Below are 18,712 nucleotides of genomic sequence, written 5' to 3'. Positions count from 1 at the left end.
GCGGGGCGCGCCGGGGTGGCTACCGTGTGCCGGCCGGGGCGAGCGCGTCGTCGGCGAAGCGCGGCACCTCCGCGTTCTCGTCGTGCCCCCCGTTCTTCTCCCGGATCCACTTGCCGGCGAGGGCGGGGATCCACGCCGAGAACTCGCTCTGCGTCAGGTCGCCGGGGACCTTGCCGCCCAGCTTGTTGATGTCCGCCGCGGGGTAGCCGCCGGGCGCGTCGATGCGTTCGGCCGGGGTGTCCCGCATCGTCGCGTCCCAGACCTGGAGGGCGAACGTGGTGCAGTTCTTCGCCGGCGTCCCCGCCCAGCCACCGGTCAGGACGTAGTTCCAGCTCGGCAGGAGGGTGTACTTCTCGGCGAGATCGGCACGCCGCCGGATCTCCTGCCGGAAAGCGCTCTGCTGCGCGCCGGTCAGTGCCGTGCAGCGCGCGGCGCGTGGGGAGTACGCCTGGCCCTGGTCCTGCTTGCGGCTCGGCCGGTCCCATTCGACCAGGGGCTTGCCGGGGACGTTGATGTCGTATCCGGTGTAGTTGACGGACATGCCGTCGACCGGCGATCCGTCGCCGTTGGTGCCGTCCGGGTCGTTCGGCTGGAAGGAGTACGTGTCGTAACGGGCCTCCTCGCCGCTGTCGAGCTTCCGGTGCAGCTTTCCGCCGGAGTTGAAGTGCACGAGCCAGCTATGCCCGAACACATGCCGGCTGACGTTGAGTTCGTAGAGCAGCTTGTTCGTCTGCTGGGCGTAGGACAGCTCGCCGTACTTCTTCTGGAAGTCGTCGCTCTTCCACAGCGCGTGGGCCCGCTTGCCGATGTCCCAGACGTATCCGCCGGTGGTGTGGTCGGTGATCTCGGTGCTGTAGATGCAGAGCACGTTGTCCAGCGGCAGGGCGCCGGACGGCTGCGGCCGGCCGGCGGCCTGGGCGGCGGGTGCCTGGAGCAGCCCCAGGCAGAGGGCCACCGCGGCGGACGAGGCGGCCACGGCCGGTGTACGTAATGTCATGACGTGCGGGTACTTTCCTTCGGTCGGCCGGCGGCTCGGACGCGCCACCGGCTCGGCGTACCAAGATCATTTCTCTGGACGGCCCGTGCGCCAAGGGCGGAAAGTCCTGCTGGGACGGGACTTTCGCCCTTGCCGGGGCCGGGGGCGGGCGCGCCCGGAAGGCGGCCCGTGATCAACTGGTCGGGTCCGGCCGGGAGACGGCCGCGCCCGCCGCGCCGGACGGCACCGTGTCACGACGTCCGACGCTTCGACCCCGGGAGACCCGGGAGACCCGGGAGACCCGGGAGAGTGGTCCGCCATGAACAGCATCAGCTACGAGGACGTGAAGGCGGCGGCCGGCCGGATCGCGGGGGACGTGCGCCCGGTCACCGTCGCCCCGGCCGACCCGGGCGCCTTCGGGCCCGGCGAGGGCTGGCTCGCCTACGAGTTCACCCAGCACACCGGGTCCTTCAAGGCCCGCGGCGCGGCGAACTTCATCGCCGCGCACCGGGAGGCGGGCACCCTGCCCGAGGCCGGGGTGGTCATCGCCTCCGGGGGCAACGCCGGACTGGCCTGCGCCTGGGCCGCCGGCCGCCACGGCGTGCGGGCGACGGTGTTCCTTCCGGAGACCGCGCCGCCGGTCAAGGTCGCCCGGCTGCGGCTGCTCGGCGCCGACGTGCGCCAGGTGGGCTCCGAGTACGCCGCCGCGCTGGAGGCGTCCGAAGAACACCTCGCCCGGACCGGGGCGTTGCGGTCGCACGCGTACGACCACCCGCTGATCGCGGCCGGCGCCGGCACCCTGCTGGAGGAGCTGCGGACCGCGCTGCCCGGCCTGGACACGGTCGTGGTCGCGGTCGGCGGCGGTGGGCTGTTCAGCGGCGTCGCCGCGGCCGCGCATCACCACGGCGTACGGGTCGTGGCCGTCGAGCCGGAGAACTGCCGGGCGCTGAACGCGGCGATCGGGGCGGGCCGGGTGGTCGATGTCCCGGTGGACTCCGTCGCCGCGGACTCGCTGGGCGCGCGCCGCGTCAGCGAGATGGCGCTGCACTGGGCGCGGCGGGCCGAGGCGGTCTCGCTCCTGGTTCCGGACGAGGCGATCCTGGCCGCGCGCCGGAGCCTGTGGGACGACCGCAGGCTGGCGGTCGAGCACGGCACGGCGGCCGCCTTCGCCGCCCTGAGGACCGGGGCGTACCGGCCCGCGCCGGGGGAGCGGGTGTGCGTCGTCGTGTGCGGCGCGAACACCGACCCGTCCGACCTGGTACGCCCCGGTGGGTAACGGCCTCGGGGGCGTTCGCAGACGTAGTCCGGCGTGGAACCGTCCGCTCGCGGGAACTCTCCTCCCCGCCTCGGGCTGCCGTCGGCCACGCCTTCGGCGCGGCGGTTCCGTGCCGGCCCGTCTCGCTCCAGCGCGATAAGCGGTGCCGGGCCGTAGGCTGGCGCTGTGTTCGGTGCCGTTCAGACGTCGCCCGCCGCCTTCGACGTGGTCTGTATGGCCGCGTCGCTGGGCGGGGTGAGCGCATACCGGGAGATCCTCGCGGCACTGCCCGAGACCTTTCCCGCCGCGGTGGTGCTGGTGCAGCACCGTTCGGTGCGAGAACAGGAAGGCCTGGTGGACGGCCTGGTGGACGTCCTGCGCCACCGTTCCGCGCTCCTCGTGCGGTTGCCGGCGGAAGGCGACCGGCTGGCCGTGGGCGTCGACCACGTCGTCCACGTCGTCCACGTCGTCCACGTCGTCCACGTCGTGCCGGCGGGACGGTGGGCGGCCTTCACCCCCGAGGGCGCGGTGTCGCTGCACGTCACGGAAGGCCACCGCGCGGCGGACCCCGTGTTCGCCTCCGCCGCGGTCGCGCTCGCCTCGAAGCCAATGCCTGTAGCTGCCACCGCGCCATCCGGAACGCCCTCGACGCCACGTTCCCGTCCACCGCGAACGGGACATGACACGGCCGGCCGGTCACGAGCCGTCCAGGGAGACGTTCTCCTCGGCGCGGCTTGTCCGGCCCCCGTCCGCCGCAGCGTACGAGGCGGCTTCCGAGGCCGCAGCGCCCGGTGAGACGGGTGAGCGATCTCGGGTGGCGCACACATTCGACGTACGGGTGACTGCCGGACCGGCCGCCGGGGAGCCGCCCGGACCCCGGAACCACCCGGCGTCTCCTCCGTCGTTCCCCCCGTGAGCTGCGCGTCAGCAGCTCTCCGGGCGGTCCGCGACCCGTGGACCGCCCCCGTCTCCGCACACCTGTCCAAAGAGATTTGCCGACGAACCGATACACCAGTCACCCGGCGCTCGTTGGCCCTTTACGGCGCGTGAGCCGCGGCCGGTCGCACGGCCCCGCCACGGCCCGGCCGCCGTTGTACACCAGCACCTTCGTCAGGAGACGGCAAGCATGAACAGGAAGCCAGGCCACCGCGGTCGTCGATTGCCGCTGACCGTCGCGCAGACGGGGATGTGGTTCTCCCAGCAGCTTGACGCGGAGAACCCGATCTACCGTGCCGCGGAGTACGTGGACATCCACGGCCCGGTCGACCTGGCCGTGCTGAGTGCCGCGGTACGCCGCGCGGTGGCCGACATCGAGGCCGTGCGGGTCCGGTTCGAGACCGACGAGGAGGGCGGCGTCTGGCAGGTCCCCGACCTCGCGGACGACTGGCCGCTGCCCGTCGTCGACCTGCGGGACGCGCCGGACCACACCGCCGGCCCGCCGCCCGGCCCGGCCCGGGTGGTCCCGCCGCCCGACCCGTGGACCCGCGCGAAGGAATGGATGTGGGCCGACCTGCGCCGCCCCGCCGACCTGCGCCGCTCCCCGCTGTTCAGCTTCGCCGTGCTGCTGCTGCCCGACGACCACCGCGTGCTGTACATGGCGCTGCACCACATCGTCCTGGACGGCTACGGCTTCTCGCTCTTCATCCAGCGCGTCGCCGAGATCTACACCGCGCTGGAGGCGGGCGCCGCGTGCCCGCCCTGCCGACTGAGCACCCTGGAGCAACTCCTCGCCGACGAGGCCGAGTACCACGCCTCCGAACGGTTCACCCGCGACCGCGCCTTCTGGGCCGAGCGCTTCGCCGGCCGGGCTGCCGACACCGGCCTGGCCGGCCGGCTGGCCACCGTCCCGCACCGCTTCGTCCGCGAGACCGGCCACCTCCCCGCACCCGCCGCCGACGGGCTGCGCTCCCTGGCCCGGCAGACCCGGTCGGGGCTGCCCGTGGTGGCCATGGCCGCGCTCGCGCTGTACGTGCACCGGATGAGCGGGGCCACCGACGTGACGCTGGACCTGACCGTGACCGGCCGCGTCGGCGCCGTACCGCGCACCGCGCCGTCCATGGTCGCCAACGTGCTGCCGCTCCAGGTCGGGCTGGAGCCGTACACCACCGTGCGCGAGCTGGTGCGGCACACCTCCGAGCGGGCCCGTGGACTGCTGCGCCACCAGCGCTACCCGTCGCCGTACCTCGTGCAGGAGCTGGGCGCCGCGCACACCGGCGGCCATCTCGGCGACTGGGGCATCAACATCATGGGCTACGACCCCGAGCTGAGCTTCGGGCGGCACCGGGCCACCCTGCACAACCTCTCCAACGGCCCGGTCACCGGCCTCGGCGTCAACGTCTACGAGCGGACCGACGACGGCTGCCTGCGCATCGACTTCCAGGCCGACCCGGACCTGTACGACGCCGAGGCCACCGCAGCCCACCAGCGCCGCTTCCTGGCCCTGCTGGACACCCTGGCCGGCATCGACCCCGAACAGCCCGTCGGCGGCATCGACCTGCTGCCCGCGGCGGAGCGCCGCCGGGTGACGACCGGATGGAACGACACCACCCGCAGCGTGCCGGTGACGACCCTGCCCGCGCTCTTCGAGGAACAGGCCCACCGCACGCCCGCCGCCACCGCCCTCGTCTGCGGCGCCACCACCCTGACGTACGCCGCGCTGAACGCCCGCGCCAACCGGCTGGCGCACGCGCTGATCGAACGCGGCGCCGGGCCCGAGGCGTTCGTGGCGCTGGTCCTGCCGCGCACGGCCGACCACATCGCCGGCCTGCTGGCGGTCCTCAAGACGGGCGCCGCGTACGTACCGGTCGACCCCGACCTGCCTGCCGAGCGGATCCGCTTCCTGCTCGCCGACACCCGCCCGGTCTGCGTCGTCACCACCTCGGCGGCCGCCGCACACCTGCCCGGCACCACCACCGCGCTGTGCCTCGACGACCCGGCCGCCGCACGGGAGCTGGACCTCCGACCGGACACCGACCCCACGGACGCCGACCGGCTGGCCCCGCCGGCGCCGGGCCACCCGGCGTACGTGAGCTACACCTCCGGGTCCACCGGGCAGCCCAAGGGCGTCGTCGTCGAACACCGCCAGTTGACCAACCTGTTCTTCGACCACCGGGCCGAGCTGATCGATCCGGAGACGGCCACCGCCCGGCGCCGCCTGCGGACCGCGCTGACCGCCGCGTTCTCCTTCGACACCGCCTGGGAGGGCCCGCTGTTCCTGGCCGCCGGCCACGAACTGCACCTCGTCGAGGACGCCGTACGGCTCGACCCGCCCGCCCTCGTCGACCACATCGCCGACCGGCGCATCGACTTCCTCGACCTCACCCCCACCTACCTGCATCAGCTCATCGCCGCCGGACTGTTCACCGGCGACCGGCACCGGCCGCGGATCCTCATGGTGGGCGGCGAAGCCGTCGACGCCGCCCTGTGGGAGACGCTGCGCACCCTGCCCGGCACCACCGCCTACAACTACTACGGGCCGACCGAGTGCACGGTCGACGCCGTCTACTGCCGCATCGCCGACCAGGGGGAGCAGCCCGTCATCGGACGGCCCGGACGCAACGTACAGGCGTACGTGCTCGACGCCGCGCTCAACCCCGTGCCGGCCGGTGTACCGGGGGAGCTGTACCTGGCCGGCGACCAGATCGCCCGCGGCTATCTGCGCCGGCCCGCGCTGACCGCGGAGCGGTTCGTCGCCAACCCGTTCGCCCATGCGGGCAGCAGGTCGGCCGCCGGCACCTGCGGCGACCCCGGGGTGCCCTGCACGTGCGGCGCGCCGGGCTCGCGCATGTACCGGACCGGCGACCGGGCGCGCTGGACGCCCGACGGCATCCTCGAATACCTCGGCCGCGCCGACGGGCAGGTCAAGGTGCGCGGCTTCCGCATCGAGCCCGGCGAGGTCGAGACGGCACTGGCCCGGCACCCGGGCGTCGCCCACGCGGTGGTCACCGTACGGGAGGACACCCCCGGCGACCGCCGCCTGGCCGCGTACGTCGTGCCCGTCGCCGCCGGGCGCCCGGCCGGCCGCACCGCGCCCGGCCGCATCCCCGCTTCCCGCCGCTCCGGATCCGGCGGTGCCGCCGCGCCCGCACCGGTCGACGCGGACGCCTTGCGCGCCTGGGCCGCCGCGCGCCTGCCCGAGTACATGGTTCCCAGCGCCTTCGTCCTCCTGGACCACCTGCCGCTGACCGCCAACGGCAAGCTGGACCGCGCCGCCCTGCCCGCCCCCGAGGCGCCCGCCGCCTGCACCGGGCGGCAGCCGCGAAGCCCTCGGGAGGAGGTGCTGTGCACGCTGTTCGCCGAGGTGCTCGGCGTCCGGCAGGTCGACGTCGACGACGACTTCTTCGCCCTCGGCGGCCACTCCCTGCTGGCGGCCAAGCTCATCAGCCGCATCCGCTCCGCGCTGGGCACCGAACTGTCCATCCGCGCGCTGTTCGAAGCGCCCACCGTCGCCGACCTCGTCAAGGTCCTCCGGACCGGCGGCGGGCCGGACGGCTTCGAGGCCCTGCTGCCGCTGCGCAGCCGGGGCAGCCGGCCCCCGCTGTTCTGCGTCCACCCCTCCGGCGGTCTGAGCTGGTGCTACGCCGGCCTGCTGCGTCACCTGGGGCCCGATGTACCGGTGTACGGGCTCCAGGCCGGCGGCCTGGAGCGGCGCGCGGCGCTGCCCGCCACCTTCGAGGAGATGGTCGCCGACTACGTCGGGCAGATCCGCGCCGTACAGCCCGCCGGGCCGTACCACCTCCTGGGCTGGTCGCTCGGCGGTGCGCTCGCGCACGCCATCGCGGTCCGGCTCCAGGCCAGGGGAGAGCGGGTGGCGCTGCTGGCGATGCTCGACTCGCGCCCCATCGACCCGCACGGCACGACGGATTCCGCCGTCCCGGAGCACGACATCCTGGCCCTGCTCCTGGAGGCGGCGGGCCACGATCCGGACACGTTCACACGGCCGCTGACCGTCCCGGGGGTGGCGGCGGTGCTGCGGGGGCAGGGCGGCGGTGACGTCCTGCTCGACGCGCTGAAGGAGCACCCCGCGCTCGGCGAGGACCGGCTGACCGCCGTCACCGAGGTGTTCACCAACTCGGTGAAGCTGCTGCCGACCTTCTCCGACGGCATCTTCGACGGCGATCTGCTGTACTTCCACGCCACGGAAGGCAAGCCCGCACACGCCCCGACCGCCGAGGCGTGGCGCCACCTGGTCACCGGCCACATCGAGAACCACGACATCGCGTGCACCCACCACACCATGACCCAGGCGGGCCCCCTGGCCAGCATCGGCCGGACGGTGGCCGCACACCTGAACTCGTCGGTGGCGGTACCTGGTCCGGGGGCGCGGAGGTGAGGTGAGGGGGCGGTGGCGCCTCCGGGGCCAGGTCACCTGGGCTTGGGGACAAGCCGGTACGGGGCCGTCGGGGTGGTGGGGTGGCGGGGCGCGTCCGGTGAGGTGGCGGGGCGCGCCCGGACCCGTAGTCACGCATCACGACGCGGTTCCCAACGCCTTCTCCGGCGGCATCGAGGCGGCGGACACGACCTGCGCGTACACCATCGTCTACGGCACGGAGAAGACCGGCACGTTCACCGGCATGGAGCTGCTGGACGGCAGCGTCGACGGGCGTCGGGGCACGTTCGTCGTCGAGGAGCGTGGCTCGTTCTCCGCCCGGGGGAGTGTGCACTGCGTCTTCGAGGTCGTGCCGGGCTCGGCCACCGGGGAGTTGGCCGGGCTGCGTGGCGCGGGTGAGTTCACGGCCGAGCCGGGCAGTCCGTCCGTGCCGTACACCTTTGTATACGACTTCGGGTGATCCGGGGCGGTGGCCCGAGGGGCGGTCGGTCGCCGTCTTCCGGGGTACCGTGTGCGCGTTCTCCACCTTTCGCGTAAGGGAGTTCAGGCCGCCCGCGCGACCGGGAGCCGCCGTACGACGGGGCCGAGGGCCGCGCCCGCCAGGGTGGCCGTGGCGATGGCGCCCAGTGTGATGCCCCAGGCCACCGGGCCCATCGGGGTGCAGCCGAAGAACCGGCTGATGCCGGGTGTCTGGATGACCGCCGCCAGTACCGCGGCGGATCCCACGCCCGCGAGCAGCACCCGGCGGTCGGGCCCGCCGGTGATCACGGTCTGAGCGAGCTGGGTGCCGACCACCGCGGCCAGCGCGACGGTCCCCGCGCGCCGGCGCCGGCCGGTGAGCCGGGCCGCGCCCCAGGCCAGTGTCGCGCCGAGGGCCGTGGTCACGCCGCGCAGCAGCAACTCGTGGGTGAGCGCGGCCCCCAGGGAGCGGTCGGGCCCCTCCCGCAGCAGTTGTTCGCCGCCGTCGCCGGGTGGCTCGCGGACCGCGATGGCCAGTGCCGGTGCCAGGTCGGTGAGCAGGTTGACCAGCATGATCTGCCGGGCGGTCAGCGGGGAGCGGCCGGTGAGGGCGGCGGCGAGCACACTGAAGCCGATCTCGCCGAGGTTGCCGCCGATGAGGATGGCCAGCGCGGCCCGGACCGAGGTCCACATCGCCCGGCCCTCCATCAGCGCGGCGATGATCGTCTCCAGCCGGTCGTCGCTGACGACGAGGTCGGCGGCGGCGGTGGCGGCCGGGGTGCCGCGGCGGCCCAGCGCGATGCCGATGTCGGCGAGCCGGATGGCGGGGGCGTCGTTGGCGCCGTCGCCGGTCATCGCCACGACCCGGCCGATGCGCTGGTACGCCTGCACGATGCGCACCTTGTGGTGCGGGCTGCACCGGGCGATCACATCGACCCGGGGCAGCAGGGCGTCCAGCTCGTCGTCGTCCAGCTCGTCGAGGTCCGCCGCGTTGCACACGTGCTGGGCCGCGCCCTGGCTGATGGTGGAGGCGATCGCGTCGGCGGTGGCGGGGTGGTCACCGGTGAGCATGACGATCTGCACACCGGCCTCGCGCAACTGCTCGGCGGCGGGCAGCGCCCCGGCCCGTACGGGGTCGGACAGGGTGAGGAAGCCGAGGAGGACCAGCCCGTCGACGGCTTCGTCGGTGAGCTTCTCGGCGCTGTCCATGGGCCGTTCGGCCACCGCCAGGACGCGGCGGCCGGCGCCGGCCAGCTCATCGGCGGCCGCGGTCAGGCGGGCGCGTTCCGCGTCGTCGAGCGGCCGGTCGGCCGCGCCGCTCGTACGGCGCCGGGCGCAGCGTTCCAGGACGTTCTCGGGGGCGCCCTTCACGCTGAGCAGCGCGCCGCCCGAGAACTGCCCGGCGGTGGCGTGGTAGGCGCGGGACGGCTCGAACGGCAGGTCGTCGGCGCGCTGCCAGCGGGGCGCCCCGCCGCGTACGGTGACGTGCTGCCGGCGGGCCCCGGCCACCACCGCCCGGTCGGTGTGGTGGGCCAGCGGCTCGGGGGAGCCCGCCGAAGGGGTGGCACGCAGGGCCGCGGCGAGGACCGTCCGGCGGGCGTCGTCCAGCCGGCCGACGGGCAGCGCCCGTTCGCCGTCGCTGACCTCCGCGAGCTCCAGCGTGCCCTCGGTGAGGGTGCCGGTCTTGTCGAAGCACAGCACGTCGGCGCGGCCGAGCGCCTCGATCGTCCGGGGGTTGCGGACCAGCGCCCCGTGCTCCGCGAGGCGGCGCGCGGCGGCCAGTTGGGCCGCGCTGACCAGGAAGGGCAGGCCCTCGGGGACCGAGGCGACCGCCAGGTTCACCGCCGAGGCCAGCGTGTGGTGCAGCCGCCTGCCGTGCAGGACGCCGGCCCCGGCCACGGCGGCGGCCGAACCGAGCGCGATCGGCAGGCTCGCCTTGGTCAGCGAGGCGAGCCGCTTCTCCACCCCGGCCCGGGGAGCCGCCTGCCGCGCGGTGGCCAGACTGCGCCCGACCTCCGTGGCCGCGCCGGTGGCGACGACCACGGCCGTGGCCCGGCCCGCGGCCACCGTCGTCCCCTCGTACAGCATCGACCGCCGCTCGGCGAGCTGCGCCGCCACCACCGGCGCCGGGTCCTTGGCCACCGGCAGGGACTCCCCGGTCAGCGAGGACTCGTCCAGCTCCAGTCCCTCGGCCTCCAGGAGGCGGCAGTCGGCCGGCACCACGTCCTCGGTGCCCAGTACCACGATGTCCCCGGGCACGAGTTCACCGGCCGCGACCTGCCGCTCCGCGCCGTCCCGCCGCACCCGCGCGCAGATCGCGGAGCGCCGGAACAGCTCGGCCAACGCCTTCTCCGTACGCACCCGCTGGACGCCGCCGACGAGCGCGGACGTGCCGGTGATGGCGGCCACGAGGGCCGCGTCGGTCCGCGAGCCGACGGCGGCGGACAGCGCGGCGCCCGCCGCGAGCACCGGCGTGAGCGGGTTGGCCAGCTCCTCGACGAACGCGGCGCCGAGACCGGTGCGCCGCGGGCCGTCCGCACGGTCGGCGGGTGAGGACCGGGCCTGCGCCTCGCGGGAGGACAGGCCCTCCGGTGTCGCCGTCAGGCGTTCCAGCACCCGGGCCGCGGGCATCAGATGCCAGGGCGTGCTCCGCGCGGGCGCCACCGGCGGGCGGTTCAGCAACTGCCGGGCGCGCCAGGCACCAAGGCAGAAGGCGGCGGACCCGGCGGTGTGCCCGGCCGTCGCGGCGCGCCGGGCGGCACCGGACGGGCGGGCCTGTACGGCGGCCACCGCCCCCACCCCGCTGCCGCCCGCCGCCAGCATCGCGCTCTCCCGGTCCACCTGCGCCGCCACGGCCACCGCGTCCACGATCAGCCCGGCGGCGCCCAGATCGCCGCCGACCAGCAGATGGGCACCCCACGCCGGTGCCTTCCCCTTGCGGTGCACCCCGATGCCGCAGTCGGACGCGCCCAGCGCCCGGCGGTTGCCCGAGACGAGCAGCACCACCGCTCCGTTGCCCTGGAGTTCCCGTACGGACGCGACCAGCCGCTTGCCGCCGGGCAGCACGGCGTCCGCGAAACCGCACTCCGGGTCCGGCCGGTCGGAGGCCAGCACGATCCGGGCCCCGGCGCGGCGCGCGGCCGCCGCCACGGCCTGGGCGCCCGGCGCCGTCTGCGCCACCAGCCCGGCCACGGCGCGCAGCTTCCCGTCCTGCGCCAGGCCCAGCAGGTGGTCGTACTTCTTCTGCCGCAACCGCCGTACGGCGTCTTCCCCCGCGGCGCCCCGGTCGCCGTCCGTCGCGCCGGGCAGGTCGGCCAGCGGGCCGAGCACCCAGCCGTCCGTGTCCCGCCGTATCTCCAGCGGCTCGTCGGCGTCGAACAGGTCGAACAGGTGGCCGGTGGCCGCGTCCGGGTCCGCGCCGTCCAGCAGGTCGAGGTCGGCCAGGTCGTACCGGTCGGCGCGCAGCGCCGTCTCGTCCAGCACCACGCAGTCCACCTGCCCGAGCCGGCGCAGCACGCCCCGGTCCATGGCCACCACGCCCCGCAGCGCCAGGAACCGGCCCAGGTTCGTCGCGAACCCCTCCCGCCCGGCCTCCGGCGCCTTCGGCACCCCGGCCAGCGCGACGGCCAGCCCACGACGCGGCCCGGCGAACGGCACGGCCGCCGCCCCGGCCGCCAGCCCCACGAGCGACGACCGCTCGGCGTACCGGTCCGCCGAGTCCTTCGGCGCCGGTACCGGCCGCTCGACCACGACCGGTTCGGCGACGGCGTCCTGCGGGCCGCGCACCATCCGCGGCTCCACCGCCTCCCAGGCCTTCTTGTACGCGTCGGCCTCCCGCCACTGGGCGACCCGCTGCACCACGTCCAACACCAGCCCGCCGCCCCGCGTGGCCACGCCCTGCGCCAGCGCGCTGACCGCCGGCAGCAGCGACTCGGCCTGTTCCGGGCCGGCCAGGCCCCGCGCCGCCCACGCGCGCAGCCGGGGGTGGTGCTGGAGCAGCCCCGCCAGCGCCCCCACCTCGGCGGGCAAGGGGGCCCAGGGGGCGAGGCGGGTCAGCGTGGCGATGCCCAGTCCGACCGCGTCGGCGGCCAGGCCTGTCATGGACTGCCGGGTCCGCGGCCCTTCACACGGGTGGTGCGGTTCCTGGCACCACTCACCGTGCTCGTCGCAGCCCGATGCCGCGTCGCGGGCCGTACCCGTGCGGCCCGCCTCGGCCCGCGCCACCAGGGCGACCAGGTCGGACTGCCGTGGCGCGCCCGGCCCCAGCGCGACCGCCACCCGCCCGGACGGCCCGTTCACCCGCGCCCACTCCACCCCCGGCTGCTGCTCCAGGACCCGCTCCACCCGCCGCGCGACCCGTTCACCGTCCGCCGTCTGCACCCCGTGCACCGCGATGTAACAGCGCCCCGGCCGCGACCACACCGCCCGCTTCGGCACCCCCGCGAGCTGCCAGGCCAGCTCCAAGGCCCCCCGGGCGCCCGCCCGCACGCCCTCCACCACCGGGCCGGGCAGCGGCAGCGGCGGCTTCGGCACGCGCAGCCCCGACAGCCCGGGCACTCCTGACAGCAGCGACATCGGGGCCTCACCTCGAAGGTCGTCCCCGGCGGACCGCGCAGGGGTACCCGATGGGTAACCCTCCCGCCGCCGGGCTACACCTGGCTTTCGCACCGCGGACCGGCGGTATGGCGTGGGACGCCGGTTCATGAAGATCACATGACGGCTGTACGGCACGCCCCGTGCGCCCGTACGGACCCGCCGGTGGAGCGGCCCCGGCACCCGCCGCGGCTCCGGTAGAAAGGGCCCCATGACGAACCCCGGAGTGACACGGCGCCAGCCGAAGGACGGCCCCGAGCCGTTGACCGCGATACCGGCGGGCGAGGTCGTCCTCCGGGACGAGGCCGCGAAGACCAGCCGGCGGGCCGAGGTCGCGGCCTTCCGGCTGGCGCCGTATCCGGTGACCCGCGAGCTGTACCGCGCGGTGCTGGGCGAGGCGCCCGAGAGCCCGGCGGGCCCCCGTACGCCGGTGACCGACGTCTCCTGGCTGGACGCCGTACGGTTCTGCGACCGGCTCTCGCGGGCCTCGGGGCTCGAACCCTGCTACACGGCGGGCGACGACCCCGACGCGCTGGACGTGGTCTGCGACTGGTCGGCCGACGGCTACCGCCTGCCGTCCGAGGCGGAGTGGGAGTACGCGTGCCGGGCCGGTTCCGCCGACGTCCGCCACGGGGAACTGGATGAGATCGCCTGGTACCGGGACAACTCCGACGGTCGGGTGCACGACGTCGCGGCCAGGACGCCGAATGCCTGGGGCCTGTACGACATGATCGGCAACGTCTGGGAGTGGTGCTGGGACGTCTACGACCCCCGGGTCTACGGCCCGTACCGCACCTTCCGCGGCGGCGGATGGCAGGACCCGCCCCGGGGCTGCCGCGCCTCCTGCCGCCGCAAGAGCCACCCGACCCTGCGCATCGACGACCTGGGGTTCCGGGTTGCCCGATCGGGCTGAGGCGTGGCGGGGAGCCGGGGGCCGGGGAGCCGCCGGCTCGGGCCGCGGCCGGCCCGGCGGCACCATACCGGCCTCCCGTGCCGCTGCCGGGCCGGTCGAGGAGGGGCGGCCGGGTGCCCAGGCCCGCGCGAGCCTCGCGTTCCGGGGAGAGCGGGCGCCGTTCCACCCGGGCGGCTGGGCCTCCGCGCTCTACCGACACCCGCGCCCGCCGCATCCGTACCCGCCTCCTCCGCTTCGCCGCGCGCGTCCTAGGATCAAGCGGTTCAGGAACGACGTGTCCGGGTCGCCGTGCGGTGACCCGCGCACAACGGGGAAACGTTGAAACGGGGAAACGGGGAAGCAGTGGTACAGCGCGGGAAGTGGATACGTACGACGGCGATGGTGGCCCTCGTGGTTGCGGCGGCCGGTGCCTGCGGGGCGTCCGAGGACGCGGCGCGGAGCAAGGGCACACCGGTCCCGAGCCCGACGGCGCCGCCTCCCGAGCAGGTCTCGCCCCAGCGCGCCGCGCCCGGCGAGAAGGCACCGGCGCTGGAGCAGATCAAGTACGGCCTGGAGTCCCGGGTGCTCGCCATGGGCGGCGCGGTCCCCAAGCCGACCAGCAGCTCCTGCGACACGAAGGAGGTCGGGGAGAAGCCGCAGACGTTCACCTGCACGGTGAAGTACATGGGGATCGACGTGCCGTTCCGCGTCGAGACCAAGGGCGGCTTCATCCTGATGCAGTACACGGCCACGCCGACCAAGGGCGGCGTGCTGACCGCCGAGGGGATGCGGGCCCGGGCGTGGCAGCAGTACGGGAGGTACGGCGGCTCGGCGGCCAGGTCGCTGCGCTGCGACAAGGCCCCCGCGGTGCGGCTCGTGCCGCTCGACAGGCCCAGCGGATACCGGTGCTACGTGGGCGAGGGCGGACTCAAGGGCTCCTACGACGCGGTCGTCACGGCCAACGGCATGCGGCTGACGTGATCCGCGCCGCGGTCCGCGGCTCCCGGCCCTGACCCGAAGCGGAACGTTCCGGTAGCGGAGGCGGTCGCGGGCGCGCCGGGAACCGGAACGCCGTCGGCCCGGTGGGGTGCCCGGAGGGGCCGGGCATCCCACCCCCGTAAGGATGCCCGTCCCCCCCGGCCGCACCGTGGCGCGGCCGTGCGCCGGCCCCGCCCCCGCCGAAGGCGCGGGCACCACGGGACGGCGCGTGTACCGCCACTCCACCGCGCCCGCCATTGATTGGCAGCCCCTTTCCGTGCGCCCAATCAATGACGCGCACGGCCAAAACCGTCCTTGTGGCGCCCCGCCGGGCTCCGTACCGTGGCGTTGCCCGGTCAGCTCGGCGGAGGACCGCATGGGGCGTCGCGAAAAACCCGTGGACCCCGGGGCGGGCCCGGTACAGCGGTTCGCCTACGAACTGCGCAAGCTGCGCCTGGAGGCAGGCGGTCCGACCTACCGGGCCATGGCGGAACGGGCGGCCTATTCGGCCGCCGTGCTGTCCCAGGCGGCGGCGGGCGAGAAGCTGCCGTCCCTCCCGGTCACCCTGGCGTACGTGGCGGCGTGCGGCGGGGACGCCGGGCACTGGCAGCGGCGCTGGCACGAGGCCGTACGGGAGGACGCGGGCCGCGTCCTCGAAGCGGACGAGGACCGCGCCGTCGCGCCGTACCGCGGCCTGGCCCGCTTCGAACCGGACGACCACGCCCGCTACTTCGGCCGCCGCCGGCTCACCGAGGAACTGCTGCGGCGGGTACGCGCACGCCGGGTCGTCGCGGTGTTCGGCCCGTCCGGCAGCGGCAAGTCCTCGCTGTTGCGCGCCGGACTCATCGCCAGCCTGCGCATGCCCGCCGCCGCCCCGCCGCTGCGCCTGCCGCCGCCCGCCGCGATCCGCGTCCTCACCCCCGGCGCCCACCCCATGCGCGACGCCGGGCGGTTGTTGACGCCGGCGGGGCCGACGGGGGACACCTGGCTCGTGGTGGACCAGTTCGAGGAGGTCTTCACCCTCTGCGCCGACCCCGACGAACGGAACGCGTTCATCGGCCGCGTCCTGACGGCCCACGACCCCGCGAGCCGGCTGCGGGTGGTGCTGGGCGTACGGGCGGACTTCTACGGCAGATGCCTGGCCCACCGGGAACTGGCCGACGTGCTCCGGGAAGCGAGCCTGCCCATCGGCCCGATGTCCCCGCAGGAACTGCGGGAGGCGATCGTCAAGCCGGCGGCCGCCGAGGGGCTGATCGTGGAGCGGTCCCTGACCGCCCGCCTCGTCGAGGAGATGGCCGAGGAGCCCGGGAGCCTCCCCCTGCTCTCCCACGTCCTGCTGGAGACCTGGCGGCGGCGCCGCGGCCGTACCCTGACGCTCCAGGCGTACGAGGCGGCGGGCGGCGTCCACGGCGCGGTCGCCCAGACCGCCGAGCACCTCTACGGCCGGCTCTCGCCGCAGCAGGCCGGGACGGCCCGCCGGATGCTGCTGCGCCTGATCACCCCGGGCGAAGGGACCCCGGACACCCGCCGCCCCGCGGCCAGAGGAGAGCTGGACGCCGGGGACCCGGCCGCGGCCCAGCTCGTCGAACAACTGGCCGCGGCCCGCCTGATCACGGTGGACCAGGACACCGTGGACCTGGCCCACGAAGCGCTGATCACCTCCTGGCCCCGGCTGCGCGGCTGGATCGAGGAGGACCGCGGACGTCTGATCGTGCACCGCCGGCTGACGGAGGCGGCCGGCCTGTGGGACGAACTCGACCGCGACCCGGGGGCGTTGTACCGGGGCACCCGCCTGGGCGCCGCCGAGGAGGCGTTCGCCCCGGCCGAGGCGCCCGGCCCGGCCCCGGCGCCCGCCGGGGCGCCCGACGAACTCACCCCGCTGGAACGCGCCTTCCTCACCGCCAGCGCCGCGGCACGCGACCGTGAGCGGCGCGCGGCCGCCCGGACCACCCGCCGCCTGCGCCAGTTCGCCGCCACCCTGTCCGTCCTCCTCGTCCTCGCGCTGGCCGCGGGACTGCTCGCCTGGGACCAGTTCCGCACCAGCGAACGGCAGCGCGACGCGGCGCTCGCCGCCCAGCGGATCTCCCTGTCGCGGCAGCTCGCCGCGCAGTCGTCCGCCCTCCTGGAGGACCGGCCGGACCTGGCCTCCCTCCTGGCGGTCCACGCCTACCGGACCGCCCCCACCGCGGAAGCCGTCGCCGGCCTGTTCAGCGCGGTGGACATTCCGCTGCGGCTGCGGCTCACCGCGCACGCCGGCGGAGTGCGGGCGGTCGCGTTCAGCCCCGACGGGCGCACCCTCGCCACCAGCGGCGGACTCGACAACGCCGTACGCCTGTGGAACGTGTCCACCGGCAGGGCCCGCGCCATCCTCCCCGCACTCCCGGAGCCCCTCGTCGCGCTGTCCTTCGGCGCCGACGGGCGCACCCTGGCCGGCAGCACCCGCACGGGAAGCCGGCGGCTGTGGGACGTGGCCACCGGCCGCACCCGCGCGACGTTCGGCGGGGCCGGCGGCCCGGTGGCGGCCACGGCCTTCAGCCGGGACGGCCGCACCCTGGCCACCGGCGGCACCGACGGCACGGTACGCCTGTGGAACACGGCCACCGGCGCGCTCTCCGTGACACTGCGCGGCCACACCAAGAAGATCGTCTCGGTGGCCTTCGCCCCCGACGGCCGCTCGGTGGCCACCAGCAGCCTCGACGGGACGGTGCGGCTGTGGGACGTCGCCACCGGCACCGCCGGCGCCCGGCTCCTGTCGCCCGCGGGCGGCAACAGGGCGGTGGCCTTCGGCCCGGACGGGCGCACGCTGGCCATCTACGGCAGCGACGACGCCACGATACGGCTGTGGGATGTCACCACCGGCACGCCGCGAACCACCCTCGCCGGGCCCGCCGGAAACGTGATCGCGATGGCCTTCGACCCGGCCGGCCGCATCCTGGGCGGCGGCAGCGACGACGGCACGGTACGCCTGTGGGACGTGGCCACCGGCGCGATCCTCGGCACCCTCCCCGGGCACGCGCGCCGCGTCAGCTCGGTGGCGTTCAGTCCGGACGGGCACACGATGGCCAGCGGCAGCGACGACGGCACGTACCGGCTGTGGAACACTGCCCTGGGCGACGTGCTCAAGACGCTCAACGGCCACTCCGGTCCGGTCGGCGCGGTGGCCTACGGCCGGGGCGGCCGGACGCTGGCCAGCGGCAGCGACGACGGCACCGTACGCGTCTGGGACCTGGGCATCCGCGGGAGCCGGACGCTCGGCGGACCCGCTGACGGCAGCCGGCGCGACCGGGTGCGCGCGGTGGCGTTCAGTCCCGACGGCCGCACCCTCGCCACCACCAGCAGACGCCTCGGCCTGCGCATCTGGGACGTGGCCACCGGCAGACTCCGCGCCACCCTCGCGCGGTTCACGGGAGAGGCGGTCGCCTTCAGCCCGGACGGCCGCACCCTGGCCGGCACCAGCGGGTCCGGAGCGCTGCTGCTGTGGGACACCGCCACCCACCGGACCCGGACCCTGCCCACCTCCAGCACCGACCGGGCCACCTCGGTCGCCTTCAGCCGGGACGGCCGGACGCTGGCCAGCGGCAGCCTGCACGGCTCCGTACGGCTGTGGGACGTGGCCGCCGGCCGCACCCGGACCGTCCTCACCGGCCCCCGGGGCGACGCCGGGGCGGTCGCGTTCAGCCCGGACGGCAGCACCCTGGCCGGTGGCGGCGCCGACGGCTCGGTACGGCTGTGGGACACCGCCACCGGCAGGATCCGGACCACCATCGCCGGGCACACCATCGGCACCCTGGGCGCGGTGGCCTTCACCCCCGACGGCCGGACGCTGGCCGCCAGCGGACGCGACACCGGCACCGTACGGCTGTGGGACGTGGCCACCGGACAGTCCCGCGCCGCCTACTCGGGCCAGACCGGCCTCGTCCGCTCGGTGACGTTCAGTCCCGACGGCCGTGCCCTGGCCAGCGGCAGCAGCGACGGCGTGGTACGCCTGCGGGAGGTGGACCTGCCCGGCCCCACCGCGTCGATCAAGAAGATCTGCCGCGCCGTCAACCGCGAGCTGACACCGGCGGAACACGCCAGATACCTGCCGGACGAGGCGCCGCGCACGGTCTGCGGCCGGTGACTCGTGTCCCGAACAAACTCAGACGGCATCTCATTGGGTGACTCTGCGGTAGCGGAGAAGGGTGCAGGCAAATGCTGGTGAAGCGAGCCCCGCGGTCTGTCGAAAGAGCT

The 18,712-nt window shown here is 75.3% G+C and carries 9 protein-coding genes; 7 read left to right on the top strand and 2 right to left on the bottom strand.

What is annotated here, in order from left to right:
• Positions 1–19: 19 nt before the first annotated feature.
• Positions 20–997 carry a hypothetical protein gene (locus ACH4EB_RS29440; protein WP_398350950.1) on the bottom strand — a complete coding sequence of 326 codons (978 nt, stop codon included), beginning with the start codon at positions 995–997 and terminating at the stop codon, positions 20–22.
• A gap of 298 nt (positions 998–1,295) precedes the next feature.
• On the opposite strand from ACH4EB_RS29440, the gene ACH4EB_RS29435 reads away from it, so the two are divergent.
• From ACH4EB_RS29435 to ACH4EB_RS29420, 4 genes are all read left to right on the top strand, one after another.
• Complete coding sequence (locus ACH4EB_RS29435; RefSeq protein WP_398350949.1) at positions 1,296–2,252, top strand: threonine/serine dehydratase; 957 nt, start codon at positions 1,296–1,298, stop codon at positions 2,250–2,252.
• Between the two features lie 165 nt (positions 2,253–2,417).
• The gene (locus tag ACH4EB_RS29430; protein WP_398350947.1) at positions 2,418–3,026 is read left to right on the top strand and encodes a chemotaxis protein CheB; all 609 of its coding nucleotides are present in this window, start codon (positions 2,418–2,420) and stop codon (positions 3,024–3,026) included.
• A 331-nt stretch (positions 3,027–3,357) separates the two neighbouring features.
• The gene (locus ACH4EB_RS29425) at positions 3,358–7,563 is read left to right on the top strand and encodes an amino acid adenylation domain-containing protein (protein WP_398350946.1); all 4,206 of its coding nucleotides are present in this window, start codon (positions 3,358–3,360) and stop codon (positions 7,561–7,563) included.
• A 97-nt stretch (positions 7,564–7,660) separates the two neighbouring features.
• The gene (locus ACH4EB_RS29420) at positions 7,661–8,020 is read left to right on the top strand and encodes a DUF3224 domain-containing protein (protein WP_398350945.1); all 360 of its coding nucleotides are present in this window, start codon (positions 7,661–7,663) and stop codon (positions 8,018–8,020) included.
• A gap of 83 nt (positions 8,021–8,103) precedes the next feature.
• Here ACH4EB_RS29420 and ACH4EB_RS29415 read toward each other — a convergent pair whose 3' ends face one another.
• On the bottom strand, positions 8,104–12,594 hold the full coding sequence (locus ACH4EB_RS29415) for an HAD-IC family P-type ATPase (protein ID WP_398350944.1): 4,491 nt from the start codon (positions 12,592–12,594) through the stop codon (positions 8,104–8,106).
• A gap of 229 nt (positions 12,595–12,823) precedes the next feature.
• Between ACH4EB_RS29415 and ACH4EB_RS29410 the strand changes: the two genes are divergently transcribed.
• The 3 genes from ACH4EB_RS29410 (at position 12,824) to ACH4EB_RS29400 (ending at position 18,602) form a co-directional block, all read left to right on the top strand.
• Positions 12,824–13,525 (top strand): formylglycine-generating enzyme family protein, encoded by a 702-nt coding sequence (locus tag ACH4EB_RS29410; protein ID WP_398350943.1) that lies wholly within the window; start codon positions 12,824–12,826, stop codon positions 13,523–13,525.
• Positions 13,526–13,867: 342 nt separating this feature from the next.
• Complete coding sequence (locus tag ACH4EB_RS29405; protein ID WP_398350941.1) at positions 13,868–14,485, top strand: hypothetical protein; 618 nt, start codon at positions 13,868–13,870, stop codon at positions 14,483–14,485.
• 373 nt (positions 14,486–14,858) lie between these two features.
• On the top strand, positions 14,859–18,602 hold the full coding sequence (locus tag ACH4EB_RS29400; protein ID WP_398350939.1) for a hypothetical protein: 3,744 nt from the start codon (positions 14,859–14,861) through the stop codon (positions 18,600–18,602).
• The last annotated feature ends 110 nt before the right edge of the window (positions 18,603–18,712 follow it).

Source organism: Streptomyces sp. NPDC018045 (assembly GCF_044327445.1).
Taxonomy (GTDB): Bacteria; Actinomycetota; Actinomycetes; order Streptomycetales; family Streptomycetaceae; genus Streptomyces.
Note: the sequence above shows the minus strand (reverse complement) of the source record. Positions and strands in the feature narration are given on the sequence as shown.